12 protein-coding genes are annotated in these 17502 nt (G+C 59.1%); 7 read left to right on the top strand and 5 right to left on the bottom strand.

The window, feature by feature from the left end; genetic code table 11:
• The first annotated feature begins 18 nt into the window (after positions 1–18).
• Positions 19–2322: a glycoside hydrolase family 95 protein gene (locus ACFO1S_RS11245; protein WP_204605764.1), complete on the top strand. Its 2304-nt coding sequence runs from the start codon at positions 19–21 to the stop codon at positions 2320–2322.
• A gap of 119 nt (positions 2323–2441) precedes the next feature.
• Here ACFO1S_RS11245 and ACFO1S_RS11240 read toward each other — a convergent pair whose 3' ends face one another.
• The 4 genes from ACFO1S_RS11240 to ACFO1S_RS11225 all read right to left on the bottom strand — a co-directional run bounded on the left by ACFO1S_RS11240 (position 2442) and on the right by ACFO1S_RS11225 (position 8521).
• The gene (locus ACFO1S_RS11240; protein WP_204605765.1) at positions 2442–3986 is read right to left on the bottom strand and encodes a DUF3502 domain-containing protein; all 1545 of its coding nucleotides are present in this window, start codon (positions 3984–3986) and stop codon (positions 2442–2444) included.
• 199 nt (positions 3987–4185) lie between these two features.
• Entirely contained in the window at positions 4186–5070 is an 885-nt protein-coding gene (locus ACFO1S_RS11235) for a carbohydrate ABC transporter permease (RefSeq protein ID WP_204605766.1), read from the bottom strand.
• A 12-nt stretch (positions 5071–5082) separates the two neighbouring features.
• The gene (locus ACFO1S_RS11230) at positions 5083–6039 is read right to left on the bottom strand and encodes an ABC transporter permease subunit (RefSeq protein ID WP_204605767.1); all 957 of its coding nucleotides are present in this window, start codon (positions 6037–6039) and stop codon (positions 5083–5085) included.
• Between the two features lie 226 nt (positions 6040–6265).
• Positions 6266–8521, bottom strand: a complete 2256-nt coding sequence (locus tag ACFO1S_RS11225; RefSeq protein ID WP_204605768.1) for a helix-turn-helix domain-containing protein — start codon at positions 8519–8521, stop codon at positions 6266–6268.
• Positions 8522–8715: 194 nt separating this feature from the next.
• Here ACFO1S_RS11225 and ACFO1S_RS11220 point away from each other — a divergent pair, with 194 nt between their 5' ends.
• Both ACFO1S_RS11220 and ACFO1S_RS11215 read left to right on the top strand, forming a co-directional pair.
• The gene (locus ACFO1S_RS11220) at positions 8716–10287 is read left to right on the top strand and encodes a glycoside hydrolase family 43 protein (RefSeq protein ID WP_204605769.1); all 1572 of its coding nucleotides are present in this window, start codon (positions 8716–8718) and stop codon (positions 10285–10287) included.
• A 15-nt stretch (positions 10288–10302) separates the two neighbouring features.
• On the top strand, positions 10303–11721 hold the full coding sequence (locus tag ACFO1S_RS11215) for a glycoside hydrolase family 28 protein (protein ID WP_378126788.1): 1419 nt from the start codon (positions 10303–10305) through the stop codon (positions 11719–11721).
• On the opposite strand, the gene ACFO1S_RS11210 is transcribed toward ACFO1S_RS11215, so the two are convergent.
• Positions 11718–12587, bottom strand: a complete 870-nt coding sequence (locus ACFO1S_RS11210; RefSeq protein WP_204605771.1) for a helix-turn-helix transcriptional regulator — start codon at positions 12585–12587, stop codon at positions 11718–11720. The two genes, ACFO1S_RS11215 and ACFO1S_RS11210, sit on opposite strands and share 4 nt — an antisense overlap.
• 80 nt (positions 12588–12667) lie before the next feature.
• Here ACFO1S_RS11210 and ACFO1S_RS11205 point away from each other — a divergent pair, with 80 nt between their 5' ends.
• The 4 genes from ACFO1S_RS11205 (at position 12668) to ACFO1S_RS11190 (ending at position 17495) form a co-directional block, all read left to right on the top strand.
• A complete protein-coding gene (locus tag ACFO1S_RS11205; RefSeq protein ID WP_204605772.1) occupies positions 12668–13558 on the top strand; it encodes a pectinesterase family protein in 891 nt (296 codons plus the stop codon).
• 32 nt (positions 13559–13590) lie between these two features.
• Positions 13591–14637 (top strand): dienelactone hydrolase family protein, encoded by a 1047-nt coding sequence (locus ACFO1S_RS11200; RefSeq protein ID WP_204605773.1) that lies wholly within the window; start codon positions 13591–13593, stop codon positions 14635–14637.
• Positions 14638–14640: 3 nt separating this feature from the next.
• Positions 14641–15780, top strand: a complete 1140-nt coding sequence (locus tag ACFO1S_RS11195) for a glycoside hydrolase family 88/105 protein (RefSeq protein ID WP_378126785.1) — start codon at positions 14641–14643, stop codon at positions 15778–15780.
• A 110-nt stretch (positions 15781–15890) separates the two neighbouring features.
• Positions 15891–17495, top strand: a complete 1605-nt coding sequence (locus tag ACFO1S_RS11190; protein ID WP_204605801.1) for a glycoside hydrolase family 43 protein — start codon at positions 15891–15893, stop codon at positions 17493–17495.
• Positions 17496–17502: the final 7 nt, after the last annotated feature.

The following is a 17502-nucleotide window of genomic DNA, read 5'->3' as shown; positions in this document are numbered from 1 at the left end:
ACGGAAGGGAGATAAGAAATGAAGCTTTCATCTGAAACCTTAATGCATTACGAAGAGCCTGCGAAGGACTGGAACTCCGCGCTGCCTGTCGGGAACGGGCGATTGGGCGGCATGGTCTTCGGAGCGGTCCGGGAGGAGCTGATTCAGTTCAACGAGGATACCGTCTGGTACGGGGGACCGAGAAACCGCAACAACCCGGACGCCTTGACCCATCTTCCCGAAGTGCGAAGATTGGTGTTCGAAGGCAAGCTGAAAGAAGCGCATCGTCTGGCGGAAGCGGCGCTCTCCGCCACTCCGCGAAGCGAGAGGCATTATCTGACCGCCGGCAATCTGCTGATCCGCTTCGATCATCCCGACGGCGATCCGGCGCAATATCGCAGGGAGTTGGATTTAGAGACGGCCATTGCGTCTACGGTCTATGAAATCGGCGAAGTGAAGTATCGGAGGGAAGTATTCTGCAGCTTTCCGGATCAGACGATGGTCATTCGCCTTACGGCGAACCGCCCCGGCGCTATCTCCTTCAATGCGCGCTTCGAACGGAATAAAGGCAGATACATGGATCGTTCCGGCCGACAGGGCGCGGATACGATCATCATGAGCAACGATTGCGGCGGGAGAGATGGACTTGCCTATACGGCCGTCGTCAAAGCCGTCCCCGACGGAGGCTCGGTTAAGGTGATCGGCGAGCATCTGTTCGTGGAGTCCGCAGACGCCGTGACGCTGATCCTGGCCGTCGCCGGCACATTTCGCTGCGCGGAGCCTGAGCGTCAAGTCTTGGAGACAGTGGGACGCGCCGCGGATGAGGCTTACGAACGGTTAAGGGAAAGGCATATCGGGGATTACGCGCCTCTGTTCCGAAGAGTCAAGCTTGAGCTCGGTTCGCGAGCGGGCGCAGGGAACGAACGGTCCGTAGCGGAGCGGCTGGAGAAGGTGATGCAGGGCGAGGAGGATGCCGGGCTGCTTACGCTGTATTTTCACTTCGGGAGATATTTGCTCCTCTCAAGCAGCAGACCGGGATCGCTCCCGGCAAATCTGCAAGGCATCTGGAACGATTCCATGACGCCGCCCTGGGACAGCAAGTATACGATTAATATCAATACGCAAATGAACTACTGGCCTGCGGAGCCGTGCAACCTTGCGGAATGTCATGAGCCCCTCTTCGAGCTGATTGAGCGCATGCGGGCCAACGGAAGGGTGACTGCCCAAGCGATGTACGGCTGCCGCGGCTTTGTCGCGCATCACAATACGGATCTATGGGCGGATACGGCTCCGCAGGATATCTATGCCCCCGCGACGCAATGGGTCATGGGCGCAGCCTGGCTAACCTTGCATATGTGGGAGCATTACCGCTTCAACCCGGATGAACGGTTCCTTAGACGAGCCTACGATACGATGAAGGAAGCCGCGCTCTTTTTTCTGGATTTCCTCGTAGAGAGCCCGGAAGGATATCTGGTCACGAATCCGTCCGTCTCGCCGGAGAATGAATATCGGCTGCCGAACGGCGAGTCCGGCACGCTATGCTACGGACCGGCAATGGACACGCAGATCGTGACCGAGCTGCTGAATGCTTCCATTCAAGCCAGCCTGATTCTGGATACGGATGAAGCGGAGCGCAGAAGGTGGGAGGAAACGATCGCCCGTCTGCCCAAGATGAAGATCGGCAAGCGCGGGCAACTGCAAGAGTGGCTGGAGGATTACGAAGAGAAGGAGCCGGGGCACCGCCATATTTCTCACCTGTTCGGCTTGCACCCGGGGACGACGATCAGCCCGAGCGCGACTCCGGAGCTTGCCGAGGCCGCCCAAGTTACCCTCAAGCTCCGGTTGGCCAACGGAGGAGGACATACGGGGTGGAGCCGAGCCTGGATTATCAACTTCTGGGCGCGCCTGCTTGACGGCGATCAGGCTTACGACCATACAATGGCCCTGCTGAGAAAGTCGACCTTGCCGAATCTGTTCGACAATCATCCGCCCTTCCAGATAGACGGAAATTTCGGGGCTCTGGCCGGCATAGCTGAGATGCTGCTCCAAAGCCATCTTGACCATATCAGCCTGCTCCCGGCTTTGCCGACGGCCTGGCCGAGCGGCCGCATTGCCGGACTTCGCGCGCGCGGAGGCTTCGAATTGGATCTGGAGTGGCATGAAGGCCGTCTGACGAGAGCCCGGGTAACGTCGGGAAGCGGAAGGACGCTTCGCCTGCGTGCGGATGTTCCGGTGCGGGCCTATCGAATTGACGGAAGCCCGATTCCGGCGACTCTGCATAGCGATGGCCTGCTTGAGCTGCCGACGAGCGCGGATGAGGTCGTTGTCATTCAGCCCGTCTAGTCCTGAGAATCGCGAGCCGCGCCTTCCGCAGGCTGGAACGGCGGGGCGCCATCAAGCCAAAAAACGCTCGTTCCGGGGATAGTATCCTCCTGGAGCGAGCGTTTCTTCATGGGAACAGCTTAGGATTTGCTGGCATACCAAGCCGAGAACTGCTTCTGGTATTCGGCGATATATTTGTCGAGCCCGGCTTCCTTCAGCTTGGAGAGGGCTTTAGGGAAGTGCGTCTCATAATCGACGAAGCCGCTGGCGATCGGCGAGACGAATTCCGTGAATACGCCGGACAGCTTCGATTCCTCGTTCTTGACCGCCGTGTTGTCGAAGTTGAAGCCGGCTGTCTTGGACAGAATCGCGTCGTTGTCCCACTGCTTGTACTGCTCGATAAATTCGTCGGGCACGTTTTTCTCGAAGCGCATGAATTTGTCGTTCATCATCATCCAGTCGTCGAAGAACAGGTCCGTGGTCAGCTTCGTCACGCGGCCGTTCTCATCCAGCGTATAGTCCTTGTCCTTGATGCCGTAGGTGAAGAAATCGTAGAGCTCCTGATTTTTTTGCAGCAGGTTAAAGAAAGCGACGTACCGCTCGGGATGCTTGGCGTTGGCCGATACGAAATAAGCGGTGTTATAGGTGCCGCGGCTGATTTTCGGACGTCCGTTCTTGCTCAGGAAGTGGTTTTGCAGCTTGGCGGTCGGAACCGCCTGCGTAATCCCCGCGATGCCTTCGATCGGACGGGTCGCCGTTCCGGGGAAGAACATCGCCTTGCCCGCGTTCCAGTCGGAGAACAGCTGGGGCTGATTGGTAATGGCGTATTTCGGGATGATGCCCTTTTTGTACCATCCGTTCATCAGGTCGGCGTAGGCTTTGAATTCAGGCGTATCGTACCAATTGATCAGCTTGTCGTCGTTGTCGGCTTCGTTCACCGCGATAAAATTGTTGATCCAGTTCAAGTTTTTATCCGTATATTCGTACATTAGCATATACGTGGCGTCCGTAGCCGCGAAGCCGATCATATCCGGGTACTTGGCGTGCACCTTGTCGTAATATTGCTCCAGCTCCGCGAGCGAGTTGATCGATTGCATTCCGACCTCCTCCAGTAGGTCCTGACGAACCATAACGCTGTAGAAAGCGGCCGAGCTTGCCCGGTTGCCGACCGGAATCGCGTATTGCTTGCCGTTTAGCTTGAAGGCGTCGAAGGAAGCGGCCGCGACGTTGATTTTCATATCCGGCGCATAGGCGTCGACATAGGAGGTCAGATCCGCATACAGACCTTTGGAGACCGATTTGGACATATAATTGATGTCCGTATAGGCGGCGAACTCTTCGCCCGAGGAGAGCATCAGGTCCGTCTTGCCGCCGCCGTATTCGGACCAAGGCAGATAGACGAATTCCAGCTCGGCGTTGATTTCTTTCTTGACGAGCTCCTTCAGCTCGTTGCCGGCCAGCTCGGCCATCCGCTTGGATTGTCCGGTATAGAACACGAACTTTAATTTGACGGGCTCGGAGAAATCGGCCTTCGTCGGGTCGCCCCCTGCGGAAGGCGTCTCTCCGGATGGAGTGCCCGCGGGCGAGCTTGAGCTCGCCGAGCCGTTTTCATTCGATTTCGTGCTGCATGCGGACAAGACGAGAATGAGGGCGAGCAACGAGACCCAAGTAATGCGACGTACCATAAAACATGACCTCCTAATATTGTTTTTGCGGTTCCGGTAAGCGATTTCAGAATACGCTTACATTCGGGGCGTCGCTATCTTAAGAATGTTGAAAACGTTAAAAATTGCGCGATTTGAGACCTTAAAAAACATGAAATCGCTTAGGTTTTGCGAATGGCGGCGCTTCTGCCCGGGCGACCCGGCCATGAGGAACGGCCGGTTAGCCTTTGACGGAGCCGACGATGATGCCTCTGACGAAGTAGCGCTGGAGAAATGGATACAGGATCGCAATCGGCAGCACGGTCAGACAGGTCATGGCGAGCTTGGCCGTCTCCAAAGGCGGAGCGATGATCGCGCCGCTGATTCGGGCAGCGTTGCCGGAAGCGAGGAATTGAATGTTGGCCATCATATAGTACATCATGTACTGGATCGTAAACAGCTTTTCGTCCGTAACGAGCATCAGCGGCAGGAAAAAATCGTTCCAGAACTGCAGCGCGTAGAAGAGCGAGATGGTGACCAGACCCACCTGGCCAAGCGGCAGCATAATGCGGAAGAAGATCAGGAAATGTCCTGCGCCGTCCATCTGGGCCGATTCGACAACCTCATGCGGAATGCTCTTGAAATAGTTTGCCTGCAGATACATTAGAAATACGTTGAGCAGATACGGAACGAACAGTCCCGCCAGCGTATCGTCGAGATTGTAATATTTCGTCGTCAGAATGTACCAGGGTAGCGTGCCGCCGCTGAACAGCATCGTAAAGTAGGCGAAGAAGGCAAAGATGTTGCGGTAGCGGAAGCCCTTGGCGGTTATGACGTAAGCATAGGCGGACGTGACGAGCACGGCGGATACGGTGCCTAGAACCGTGACGGTAATCGAGGTCAGATAGCCCCGGAAAATCTCTTCGGATTTGGCGCCGAACATGAATTTATACGTATCCAGCGTAAAGCCCTGCGGCAAGAAGGAGTAGCCGTTGGCCGCGATTTGGGACTCGGTAGAGAGAGAGCCCGATACCGCGAGAACGAACGGGATCAAGCAGATAACGGAGAATAGAGCGATGAAGACGTAGAAAGTGACCAGCAGCGTTTTGTTTTCCCGGATCGCCATGACGCGCCCTCCCTAAAATAATTTGCTGTCTTTGTCGTACCAGCCGGCCAGCTTGTTGGCAAGAAGCACGAGCAGTAATCCGAAGACGGACTGGTAAAGCGTAATCGCCGAAGCGAAGCCGAACTCGCCGGAACGAATCGCCGTCCGGTAGACGAAGACATCGATGATGTCGGTGGTCGGCAGCAGCAGCGGGTTGAGGAAGGTTACGCCCATGATCATGCTGAGATCGCCCTTCAGCATTCCGCCGATGCCGAGCAGCGTCAGCAAAATAATGGACGGAATGAGCATCGGAAGGGTAATCCGGGTAATCAGCTGCCATCTGGAAGCGCCGTCGATTCGGGCCGCCTCATAGTAGGACGTGTCGATGCCCTGAAGCACCGCGTAGTAGATGATGGCGCCATGGCCTGCGCTTTTCCAAATATTCGCCAGCACGAGGACAACGACGAACAGCCAAGGGCGCGCGTACCAGTCGATTGGCTGCATCCCCACGATTTCGAGCATGCGGTTGACGATGCCCTTCTCGAAGTCGAGCAAGGAGAACAGGATGGCGCCGATGACGATCCATGAAATAAAGTAAGGGAAAAACATGACGCTTTGCGTAATTCGGATGAAGCCTCTGCTTCTCAGCTCGTTCAGCGCAATCGCTATGGCGACCGAGAAGAAGGTGCCGGTCAGCATGTACAGCACGTTCAGCATGACCGTGTTGCGCGTCGCCCGAATGGCGCTGTCCATGCTGGAGAAGAAGAAGTCGAAGTTGTCGAAGCCCGCCCAGGGGCTTCCGAAGATACCGCCGTTGTAATTGTAATTCTTGAACACGAGAATGAGACCGCTCATCGGCAAATACGCGAAGAGGATCAGCGCGATCACGCCAGGCAGCGCCAGCAGGAAGAGCGAGCTGTCGTTGCGCAGCGATCTGAGCCATTTCCTGCGGTCGGGCTTGTTGGACAATCGATAGGCTTCTTCCGACATCGAGTTTCACTCCTTTTCCTTCGTTTAGGGATGGCGCTAAAGCAGCTTCGCATCGCAATGCGGGCCGTAAGCGCTTTACTGAGACAAGCTTATTCGCTTCGCTATGAAAGCGCCATCATAAAGAAGTGAAATCGCTTAAAAAAGCAGGTCGAAGCCGACCTTCAAAAAACTGAAATCGCTCAAAAAAGCATCGCATGCCCCGAATCCGCGGACTCGGGGCATGCGATTATTCGTGCTGCTGCACAATATGGTTAAGCCGCCACTTCGTCGGCGTCATCCCGTATCGCTTCTTGAACAAGGTCGTAAAGTAAGTGCTGCTGCCGTAGCCCGATTTCTCCGCGATCGCCCGAATGTCCAATTCCAGCTCTGTCACAAGCAGCGATCGGGCATGCTCCAGCCGGACCAGATTGACGAAGTCGGGAAAGCTGCTTCCGGTCGATTCCGTAATCAACCGGCTCAGATAAGGGGAACTGATCGCAAGCTTGTCCGCCAATGCGTTGAGGGAAAGCGTCGGATCGGAGAAGTGCGCGCGAATGTAGGCAATGGCTTCTCCGGCGATATCCCGGGTCTGCACGGCATTCCGTTCCTTCAGCCGCTCGTAGGCTTTAAAGCAAAGCTGTTCGAGCCATGCTCTCAGCTCCTCGTAGCTGGAGAGGCTCCAGATTCGCTGATAGAGCTCCAGGAAGTCCGCGTGCCTCGCGCCGCCGCCCGCAACGCCGGTCTCCGCGATGCCGGAGAGGTCCGAAGCGAGCCGGGACAGCGCGATCGTAGCCTGCTCCGCCCGGTACACGCCGGCTTCCGCGAGCACGCGCTCCACGGCGCGCGGGATCAGCTCGTGCTTCTGTTCGCGGACCACCTGCAGGACGGACTCCAGCGCGCTGTCCGCCATCGGCGCGTCCGACAGCTGCGCGGCATCCTCCGCGTAGACGACAGGCGTCCGGTATTGAAACTTCATGAACTGCAAGCTGTCGCGAGCTTCCTCGTACAACGTCTTCATCTGGGAAGGATCGGCGGACAGGCGGCTGACGCCGATCGCGCATCGCGTGCCGGGCCAGGCCCGAACATGCTGTTCGAGCCGTTCCCAACGCTCGCGGGAGACGCCTTGATCGCCGAAGCTGCCTTCTCTCGCTTCGCTAACGATGAGAACGGCAGTCCCCGGATGCGGGAAGAAGCCGCGGCAAGCGCATGTCCCTTCGAACAAGGCTTCAATCTCGCGGGGCAGGCTCTTGAGCCGCTCCGCGCCCGATCGCTCTCCGCTATCGGCGTAGCCGGCTTCCAGCTGCAGCGCCGCGACGCAGAAGGCGGCGTTGCCGGAGGAGTCCTTCAGCAGCGGAAGCGCGGACGGCAGCTCCTCGCCGGAACGGTAGGGCGTCGTGAGCCAGGCCAGCAGCGCGCTGTCTTCGTTCTCTCGCTTCAGCTCGCCGAACCGTCCGGCGATCCGCTCCAGCTCCCGGTTCGCCTCCTCGAAGCCGCCCGAGCTTGATACGGCGAGACGTTCGCCGGACAAGCTTCTGATGCTGCCGAACAAGGCGCCGATGGGCTTGTACATGCGATGCGAGACGAACGCCGCCACGGCGGAAGCCGCGATGGAAAGCCCGGCGCACAGCAGGATCAAGAGCAGCAGGGCATTGGAAATATCGCGTATGCTGTCCCGATAGGACGTCTCCGAGAGAAACCAGAGCCCTTGCTTCGGAGCCAGGCGATAGGTGATCAACTGCTTGCGGCCGTCATCCTGCTTCCAGACGAGCGTGCCGGATGGGCTTCTTCCGTCGACGATCCGTCGCAGCAGCGCGTCGTCGTAGGCGGCTCCATGAGGACTGCTCTGCATCAGCACGGCGCCTTCCGAGCTTAGCACGGCGTAACGCGTATCGCCGCCCGCAACGTCCGTGAAGAGGTTCTCCTGCAGCTTGCGCAGATTCGTCATGATCGCGATGGCACCGGTATATTCGCTATTGTCGTACACCTTGTCATTGTAATAAGTCATCATGACGGTTTCTTGGGTGCCGTTATTAAGCTCAGCGGTCCAGACGAACGGCGAATCCTTAATAAGGCCGTTTCGGATCCGCTCGAACAGCTCCTTTTTCGCGGCGTCGCTGAGCGGATTGTTCTCGAACATCATAACGGGCTCGCGCTGGCCCATAATATAAGCGTTTTCAAGATAAGGGTTGACGGTAAGCGTGCCTTTGATTAGGCTCAGCGCGCTGAACAGCTGGTCGCTCCAGCTGCTGTCGCCGCTCTGCATGACCGAATTGATATTCGGATGGCGATAGAAGGACAGCGTATAATTTTGCACCGATTCCATATATTTCGCGAACACCGTTTCCGTATTCAGCAGCACGCTTTCGTTGGCTTTGTTGACATAATCTACGGTTTTGCCGCGAAACCAGAAAAAAAGGGCGGTAGCCAGCACAAGCACCGAACAGATCGAGATTAAAGTCAAGCTCATGAAAAATCGGATTTTCAGCCGTCTTTCCCCATTCATGACCATCGCTCCTTTGTAGCTTAACTATACATGGAGATGCGGAGAAAGTTAACTGGTTATTGCGAGTTTAGGGGCAGTGATAGGACATATAAATATAAAAAAAGTAAAATTGAGCAAGGATGTTCCAGCATTTTAGCGTTTTCATGAACTATACTGAAGCTACTTCTTACACTTCGAGCAAGGGAGGCCGCAGCATGCGCAGGTTTAGCAATCCCATTCTGAACGGATTTTATCCCGACCCGTCGGCCATACGCGTCGGAGAGGATTATTATCTGGTCGCTTCAAGCTTTGAGTACTTCCCCGGCGTGCCGATCTTTCACAGCAAGGATCTGGTCCATTGGCGCCAGATCGGCCATGTGCTGGACCGGGCGTCCCAGCTTGATCTGGACGGCATTCGTCCTTCCAGAGGCATCTGGGCGCCGACGCTGCGTTATCATAACGGAGTGTTCTATATGATTACCACGTTCGTGGACAACGAGACGGAGTGCCGCAATTTCTATGTGACCGCGACCGATCCCGCCGGCAGCTGGTCCGAACCGGTCTGGCTGGACGATGCGCCCGGGATCGATCCGTCGCTGCTCTTCGATGACGACGGCAAGGTCTACTATACGGGCAATCGGGTGCCGCCGGAAGGCCAGCTGTACCTGAAGGAAATGGACATTTGGCTCCAGGAGCTGGATTTGAAGAGCGGGAAGCTGATCGGTCCGAAGACCAGCCTCTGGCGCGGAGCGCTGAAGGTCGCGCATGCCCAGGAAGGGCCGCATCTGTACAAGGTCAACGGCCTATATTATCTGATGATCGCCGAAGGCGGAACGGGCCATACGCATGCGATTACGATCGCGCGCAGCGCTTCGCCCACCGGGCCGTACGAGGGCTACAAAGGCAACCCGATTCTGACTCACCGTCATCTGGGACGCGGCTATCCGATCGTGAACGTCGGTCACGGCGAACTGATCGAAACGCAGAAAGGCGACTGGTGGATGGTGTGCCTGGCTTCCCGGCCTTACGGCGGGTACTATCGCAATCTCGGACGGGAAACCTTTCTCGTGCCGGTTGCTTGGGAGGACGGATGGCCTGTGGTCAATCCGGGCAAAGGCATCGTGGAGCTCGAAGGCGAAGCGCCCGATCTGCCGGAGACGCCTTGGCCGCCTGCGGCTGCGCGAGACGACTTCGACGGACCGGAGCTTGCGGCAGGCTGGAACTTCATTCGTACGCCGCGCGGCGACTTCTGGAGTCTCGCGGACCATCCGGGAGCGCTGCGGCTGCGGCTGAAGCCGGATTCCGTCGCGAAGCACGAGAATCCGGCCTTTGTGGGCCGCAGGCAGCGGCATATGAGCTTCCGGGCCGCAACCGAAATGCGCTTCGCGCCGGAGAAGGACGGAGAGAAGGCGGGTCTCGTGCTGCTGCAAAACGCCGACTTCCACTATCGGCTGGAATACGGCCGCTTCGACGGCGCGTTGGAAATCCGGCTGACGGAACGAAGACGGGGAGAAGAGAAGGTGCTGGCGACGGCCGTGTTCGACGGGAATGCGCTGGAGCTCGGAGTGGAGGCGCATGACCAGCGCTATGCGTTCCTCTGGAGGAAGCAAGGCTCGTCCCGGTGGTCGACCCTCTGCGGGGAAGCCGACGGCACGCTGCTCAGCACCGATACGGCCGGCGGATTTACCGGCGCTTATATCGGCATGTTCGCGGCTTGCGAGGAAGCGGGGAGCAGCGTAAACTACGCGGATTTCGGCTGGTTCGATTACGAGCCGGCCGAAATATAAGGGAGGGGAATGCGAATGACGACCAAGAGCAATGCTTACCCGGTTCCGTCGTTGCCGAACATTCCGCCAAGAACGTTCTCTCTGTCGGATTACATGGAGGAGTCCGATCCGCTGTCGCTTTGCACGGAGGCGCTCCAGCGCGCGATCGATGCCTGCGCGGAAGCCGGCGGGGGGAAGGTAAGCATTCCGCCCGGCATATGGCGCACGGGTCCGCTCCGCCTGCACAGTCGATTGGAGCTGCATGCCGAAGAGGGCGCGATTGTGCGCTTCGAAGCGCAATCCAAGCTGTATCCGCTGATCGCGTCGCACTTCGAAGGCCAATCGGCCGTACGCTGCCAGGCTCCGCTGGACGGAGAAGGGCTTGAGGATATCGCGTTCACGGGAAAAGGAGTGTACGACGGCGGCGGGGAGGGCTGGCGGCCGGTCAAGCGCTTCAAGATGACGGAGGACCAATGGCGCAAGCTAACGCAGTCCGGCGGGGCATTGAGCCGCGAGGGCGATATCTGGTGGCCTTCCGTCGAGGCGATGGAGGGTGAAGCGCTCGTTCACGCTTTACGCGCCGAAGGAGTGATGGAGCCCGAAGCGTACGAGCCGGCGAGAGCGCATCTGCGTCCGGCGCTGCTCAGCCTGCGAGGCTGCAAGCGCGTTCGGCTGGAAGGACCGACGTTCCAGAATTCGCCGGCCTGGTGCCTGCACCTGATGGACTGCGAGCAAGTGACGGTTCGGGACTTGCGCGTGCTGAACCCCTGGCACTCCCAGAACGGCGACGGACTGGATCTGGAATCGTGCCGTCATTCGCTCGTCGAGAGCTGCACGTTCGACGTCGGCGACGATGCGATCTGCCTGAAATCGGGGAAGGACGAAGAAGGAAGGAAGCGCGGCCTGCCCTGCGAGTTCGTCACCATCCGCAACTGCACGGTCTACCACGGGCACGGGGGCGTCGTCGTGGGCAGCGAGATGTCGGGAGGCGTCAGAGCGGTTCGCGTCTCGGACTGCCGGTTTATGAATACGGATATCGGCATACGCTTCAAGAGTGCGCGCGGCCGGGGCGGCGTCGTCGAGGATATTGTGATGGAACGGATTCACATGTCCGGCATTCCGCTTGAAGCGGTATCCTTTCATCTATTCTATGCGGGCAAGGAAGGCTCGGAGGGGTATGACGAGCGGGTGCATGAGGTGTCGGAGGAAACGCCGGTTATTCGGAATGTGACGCTTCGCGACATTACCTGCGTCGGCGCGCAGACCGCGCTGCTGATCAACGGATTGCCGGAGCTGCCGCTTCAAGGCTTGACCGTGGAGGGCTTCACGGCAGAGTCGGTCAACGGCGTTATCGCACGCTACGCCGACAGGCTGACGCTGGGAGGGCTGAGGCTCCGCGTCGCGGCCGAGCCGGAAATCCGGCTTCACGCCTGTACCCTGACAGAGCTTCGCTAGCCTTCGTAAGGACGGTTCGGATCCGCTTTCGCCTGTTTGCGATACTGCATGGGCGTCAAGCCGCAAGCCTGCTTGAACGCTTTGTTGAAGTGGGACAGATGCTCGAAGCCGACATCCAGCGAGACGTCCGATATTCTTTTGCGGGAATGGGCGAGCAGGCGCTGTGCCTCCCGGATGCGCAGATGGAGTATGTACTCGCGAAAATGAAAGCCGGTCAGCCGATGGAAGATTCGGCTCAGGTAAGAGCTGCTTAAGTAAAAATGCTTGGCCGTGTCGGCCAGCGTCAACGATTCGCGATAATGCCGCTGCAGGTAGTCGGCGATCTCCGATACTTTGGCATGCAGGGAATCGCGGGAAGCGCTTGCCGATGCCGCGCGCTCGGAGCGTCCGAGCAGAATGGCAAGCTCCGCGAGCAGCGATACGCAGCAGGCCTCGTAATAGGGCTTTGCCTGAGCGCATTCCTCCAGCATTCGCCGCATCAGCCGCTCGGCCTCCTCGCGTTCGCGCAGGTTGAGCGCGAATACGCGAAACGGCTCGCCCGCTTCGAACAGCTTCAAGCCGCCGAGCGATCCGGGCAGCGCGGACATGTCGCAGTGGATCAGAACGCGTTCGAATTCGGCGATCTCGGAGCTTGCCGTCGAATGAATGATATGCTCGGCGATGGCGATGAGTTCGCCCTTGCGCAGAGCGATTACCTTGCCGTCCACGAAGTACACGCGTTCGCCGTCCAGCAGATAATACAGTTCGACGGCTTCGTGGCTGTGCGGCCGAGGCATCGCCGTCGCCCCGTGGCGCTTGATGCGCTGAAGGCTGACCCTTCCGCCATCTAGATAATATTTGGGCGTTGCGTCCATCGAAGAGGACATTGTCGCGCCTCCCTATCCGCTCAACTGGTCTTGATCCTAGATTATAATGAATACTGTTCGTATTGGAAAGGAGAGCAGCCGTGTTGATAACCGTTTCTGTTCGAGGAGATGCCGATTATACCCGCCTGCAGGACGCCGTCGATTCGCTCGCGAAGGAGGGCGGCGGGCCGGTCACGATCCGAATCAAGCCCGGCGTGTACGAAGAGAAAATCACGATTCCGGAGACGGCGCCGCCGATTTTACTGCTGGGAGAAGACCGGGACCGGACGATCGTGACCTGGTCCGACAATGCTCATACGCTCGGCGAGGACGGCCAGCCGCTCGGAACGTTCCGGTCGGGCACGCTTAATGTGTTGGCCGAATCGTTCACCGCGGAGAACGTGACGATCCGCAATGCGTCGGGAGCGGGTACGGGTCAAGCCGTAGCGGCCTTCGTCGACGCCGGAAGGGCAGTGTTCCGCCGCGTCGCACTGCTGGGCGATCAGGATACGCTCTATACGGGCAAAGGCTTGCAATACTACAACGATTGCTACATCGAAGGAGACGTTGATTATATTTTCGGCGCCGCGACGGCCGTGTTCGACCGGTGCACGCTGCATAACAAACGCTCCCGCGGTTATATTACCGCCGCCTCTACCCTGGAAGGGACGCCGTACGGCTATGTATTCCTCGACTGCGAGATTACAAGCGGCGAAGGCGTGAGGGACGTCTATCTGGGCAGGCCGTGGCGCCCCTATGCCCGCGTGGCGTTTATTCGGACGATTATGGACGGCTCCGTCGCGCCCGAAGGCTGGCACAACTGGGGGCAGCCGGACCGCGAGCGGACAAGCCGCTACGAGGAGCATGCAAGCTCCGGTCCGGGAGGCGACACGGAGAAGCGCGTCGACTGGTCGCGCGAGCTGACCTCGGAGGAAGCGGCGGCCTATCGGATTATTGAAATTTTTGGCGGCTGGCACCCGGAGGGCTATTGAATGCCTCGACGGCATAGGGAGGATCGGAATTCATGACGAAGCTGGAGCATTATTTGGACGAGATCAAGCGGCAGGCGGCGGAAGCCCGGCAAGCTCGGGGGCTGCCCGTATCGGCTGAGGCGAGAAGCGAGCTGGCCGCTGCGTTCGGCCGACTGCTCGGAAGATTCCCGGAGCCCGCGATTCATCCTGAACCGCAGCTGCTGGAACGGAAAGTTTGCGACGGTTATACGCGCGAGCTCGTGGAGATCGATACGGTGGAAGGGCTTCGGATGCGCGTATACGTACTCGTTCCGGACCGCGCGGCCGAGGAGCCTGCGCCGGCCGTCATCGCTCTGCATGGGCACGGCTATGGCGCTCGCGAGATCGTCGGCCTGGAGCCGGACGGCACGGAGCGGTCGGGCCCCGCCGGGCTGCACAAGGATTTTGCCGTTTCGCTGGCGCGCGAAGGTTTCGTCGCCATTGCGCCGGAGTTGATCGGCTTCGGGGACCGCAGGCTGGAGGAGGATATCCTCCAAGGGCCGGGCCAATCCTCGTGCTTCCGGTTGGCGGTTCATCTGCTGTTGTCCGGCAGAACGCTCGCCGGCTTGCGGGTACGCGAAACGTCGATCGCCATCGATTATGCGCAGAGCCGAACCGAGGTGAACCCGGACCGGATCGGCATCATGGGCATTTCCGGCGGCGGGCTCGTGGCGGGATTCACGGCGGCGCTCGATCCGAGAATCGGCTGCGCCGTCGTCAGCGGGTATGCCAGCTTGTTCGAGGAGAGCATTCTGGACCGCAACCACTGTCTCGACAACTACATTCCCGGTATTCTGCCGGAGGCGGAGATGCCGGAGCTGTTAGGACTGATCGCGCCCAGAGGCTTGTTTCTGGAGTCGGGCGATACGGACCGCGTCTTTCCGCGCGAGCCCGCAGTCAAGGCGTACGAGCAGTTGCGACGGTTATATGCCGAAGCGGGAGCGCCGAACTCGGTGCAAGCGGATTTCTTCGAGGGCGGGCACGAAATCAACGGGGGGCCGGCTTACGCTTGGCTGCGCGAGCGTCTGGCGGCGTCCTCGGCAACGACGAGAGGAGAATGAACGATGGCGGCTGAACAAATGCCGAATCTGGCGGCAAAATTATCGACGAGGGTAGCGGAAACGATCATGCGGCAGTGCCGGGAAGACGGCTTTCACCCGTATCCGCTAGAAAGATGGGCATATGTTCCGGGCATGCTGCTGATGTCGATGGCGCGGGCGGGCCTGCAGTTGAATGAGGGGCGTTATTTCGATTTTATGCGTCAGCACATGGACTACTATATTGCCGAGGATGGCACGATCGGCACCTATACGCTGGAGGAATACAATCTCGACCAGATCAATCAAGGAAAAAACCTGTTCATGCTCTTGGCCCGGAACGGGGATGCGCGCTACGCCAAAGCGGCCGATACGCTCGCCGCCCAATTGATCGGCCAGCCGCGCACCTCGGAGGGCGGCTTCTGGCACAAGAAAATATACCCGTTCCAGATGTGGCTGGACGGGCTCTACATGGCTTCTCCGTTCCTCGCGGAGTATGCGAAAACATTCGACCGTCCGGAGCTTATGGACGAGGTGGCCCATCAATTGCTGCTGGTCGAACGCAGAACGCGCGACAAGCGAACGGGCCTTCTCTATCACGGCTGGGACGAATCGCGCGAGCAGGACTGGGCGGATTCGCTCACAGGGCTGTCCGCGAATTTCTGGAGCCGGGCGATGGGGTGGTACGCGATGGCGGTCGTCGATTGCTTGGAGCATTTTCCGGTCGCCCATCCGAAGCGCGGCACGATTGTCGGCATTTTCGAACGGATGTGCCACGCGCTCATCCGCGTGCAGGATTCGGACAGCGGCTTATGGTGCCAGGTGCTCGATCAAGGGAACCGGAAAGGCAATTACTTGGAGGCGTCCGGCTCCATTATGTTCGTCTACGCGATGGCCAAAGGGCTGCGTCTCGGCTACTTGAGCGGCGGTTTCCGCGACGGCATGCTGAAGGGCTGGCAAGGCATTCGGGAGCGGCTGGTCACGGAGGACGCCGACGGCGTGCACCTCCATCGCATTTGCAACGGAGCGGGGCTTAGCAAGGACCGGAACGGCACGTTCGATTACTACATCTCGGAAGCGGTCGTCTCCGACCATTATATGGGCATCGGGCCGCTGCTGCTGTGCTCGCTTGAAGTGGAGCGTTATCTGGAACAGTCCCCTTCGTAAAAAACGGAGCCGGAAAATCGACGAGGAGGTTTCGTATGTCGCAAAGGGAGGAGAAGCGCCGGATGGGTACGCGGAACGGAGGGCTCCATTCTGATCAAGCTTCCGACCAGATGGCAAGCTTGAGCGGGCGCGAGGCTCAGTCAGGCGGGCAGTCTGCTCTTCGCGAGCACCCGTGGATCTCCGATCAGGGAGACGGCACGTATATCAATCCGGTCTTGCACGCGGATTATTCGGACCCGGACGTCATCCGGGCCGGGTCGGACTTCTACATGACGGCTTCCAGCTTCGGACATCTGCCTGGCCTGCCAATTCTGCACTCGCGGGATCTGGTCAATTGGAGGCTGATTCATCACGCCGTTCCCCGCATGCCGCTGGATGGATATGACGTGCCGCAGCACGGGAACGGAGTCTGGGCTCCAAGCCTGCGTTATCATGACGGGAGGTACTGGATATTCTACGGCGATCCCGATGTCGGTATCCTGATGACAACGGCCGTCGATCCTGCCGGCGAATGGACGCCCTTGCATGTCGTGAAGTTCGGGAAAGGATTGATCGACGTATGTCCGTTCTGGGACGAGGATGGCCGTGCTTATCTCATACACGCGTATGCGCACAGCCGGAGCGGCATCAAGCACAAGCTGGCCGTCTGCAGCATGTCCGCCGACGGAAAGCGGCTACTGGACGAAGGGCGGATTGTATACGACGGTACGGAGACTCATCCGACGCTCGAAGGCCCCAAGCTGTACAAGCGCAACGGCTTTTACTATATTTTCGCGCCTGCCGGCGGCGTATCGACGGGCTGGCAGACGGTGTTTCGTTCGACGAGCATTTGGGGGCCATACGAGGACAAAATCGTGCTTCATCAAGGTCAAACCCCGGTGAACGGTCCGCATCAAGGCGGTTGGGTCGAGCTGGAGTCGGGAGAGTCGTGGTTCGTTCATTTTCAAGATAAAGGCCCTTACGGGCGGGTCGTTCATCTTCAGCCGATGAGCTGGGAGAAGGACTGGCCGGTTATGGGGGAAAGGCGGGAAGGCGATCCGATCGGGGAGCCCGTGCTGCGCTATCGCAAGCCGGATGCGGGCTGCGCCTGTCCGGTCGAGGTTCCCGCCGCCTCCGACGAGTTCGACGCTCCGAAGCTCGGGCTGCAATGGCAGTGGCAGGCCAATCCGCAGGAGAACTGGTACAGTCTAGGGGCGCGAGCGGGCAGCATCCGGCTGTATGCCGTCGGGCAGAACAACGGAGGCCTGTATGCGGCGCCTAACCTGCTGCTTCAGAAGTTTCCGGCACCCGAATTTCAGGCGGCGTGCGAGCTCGATCCATCCGGTCTGGGTGCCGGCGACAGCGGCGGATTGATCGTATTCGGCTATCGCTATGGCTGCCTGGCCGTTCGAAGATCGGACGAGGATGCCGCGAACGGGTCGTTGACGTTGTTCCTCGCCGCGGGAGACAAGGCGGGGGAGGAGGAGGCATGGTCTCTGAGCCTGGCCGAGACGGATCGAATCCTCCTGAGGGTCGAGGTGCGGATCGACGCGAGCTGCCATTTCAGCTACAGCCTGGACAGAGTGTCCTATAAGGCAATTCCGGCAGGCGCGTTCCAAGCCTCCGAAGGTCACTGGGTCGGCGCCAAGCTTGGCCTGTTCGCTTCCGGCTCCGGCGGAGGCTGCATGGATGCCGACTGGTTTCGCGTATCGAAACGGGACGGCTCACACGAATAAGGAGGCG

Source organism: Cohnella boryungensis (genome assembly GCF_042651945.1).
In the GTDB taxonomy this organism is placed as follows: Bacteria; Bacillota; Bacilli; order Paenibacillales; family Paenibacillaceae; genus Cohnella; species Cohnella boryungensis.
This window is presented reverse-complemented; position numbering and strand designations above follow the sequence as displayed.

Bases quoted from the DNA above. Each gene is read 5' to 3' on its own strand.
- ACFO1S_RS11245 (WP_204605764.1), top strand. From the start codon at position 19: ATGAAGCTTTCATCTGAAACCTTAATGCATTACGAAGAGCCTGCGAAG.
- ACFO1S_RS11240 (WP_204605765.1), bottom strand. From the start codon at position 3,986: ATGGTACGTCGCATTACTTGGGTCTCGTTGCTCGCCCTCATTCTCGTC.
- ACFO1S_RS11235 (WP_204605766.1), bottom strand. From the start codon at position 5,070: ATGGCGATCCGGGAAAACAAAACGCTGCTGGTCACTTTCTACGTCTTC.
- ACFO1S_RS11230 (WP_204605767.1), bottom strand. From the start codon at position 6,039: ATGTCGGAAGAAGCCTATCGATTGTCCAACAAGCCCGACCGCAGGAAA.
- ACFO1S_RS11225 (WP_204605768.1), bottom strand. From the start codon at position 8,521: ATGAATGGGGAAAGACGGCTGAAAATCCGATTTTTCATGAGCTTGACT.
- ACFO1S_RS11220 (WP_204605769.1), top strand. From the start codon at position 8,716: ATGCGCAGGTTTAGCAATCCCATTCTGAACGGATTTTATCCCGACCCG.
- ACFO1S_RS11215 (WP_378126788.1), top strand. From the start codon at position 10,303: ATGACGACCAAGAGCAATGCTTACCCGGTTCCGTCGTTGCCGAACATT.
- ACFO1S_RS11210 (WP_204605771.1), bottom strand. From the start codon at position 12,587: ATGTCCTCTTCGATGGACGCAACGCCCAAATATTATCTAGATGGCGGA.
- ACFO1S_RS11200 (WP_204605773.1), top strand. From the start codon at position 13,591: ATGACGAAGCTGGAGCATTATTTGGACGAGATCAAGCGGCAGGCGGCG.
- ACFO1S_RS11195 (WP_378126785.1), top strand. From the start codon at position 14,641: ATGGCGGCTGAACAAATGCCGAATCTGGCGGCAAAATTATCGACGAGG.
- ACFO1S_RS11190 (WP_204605801.1), top strand. From the start codon at position 15,891: ATGGCAAGCTTGAGCGGGCGCGAGGCTCAGTCAGGCGGGCAGTCTGCT.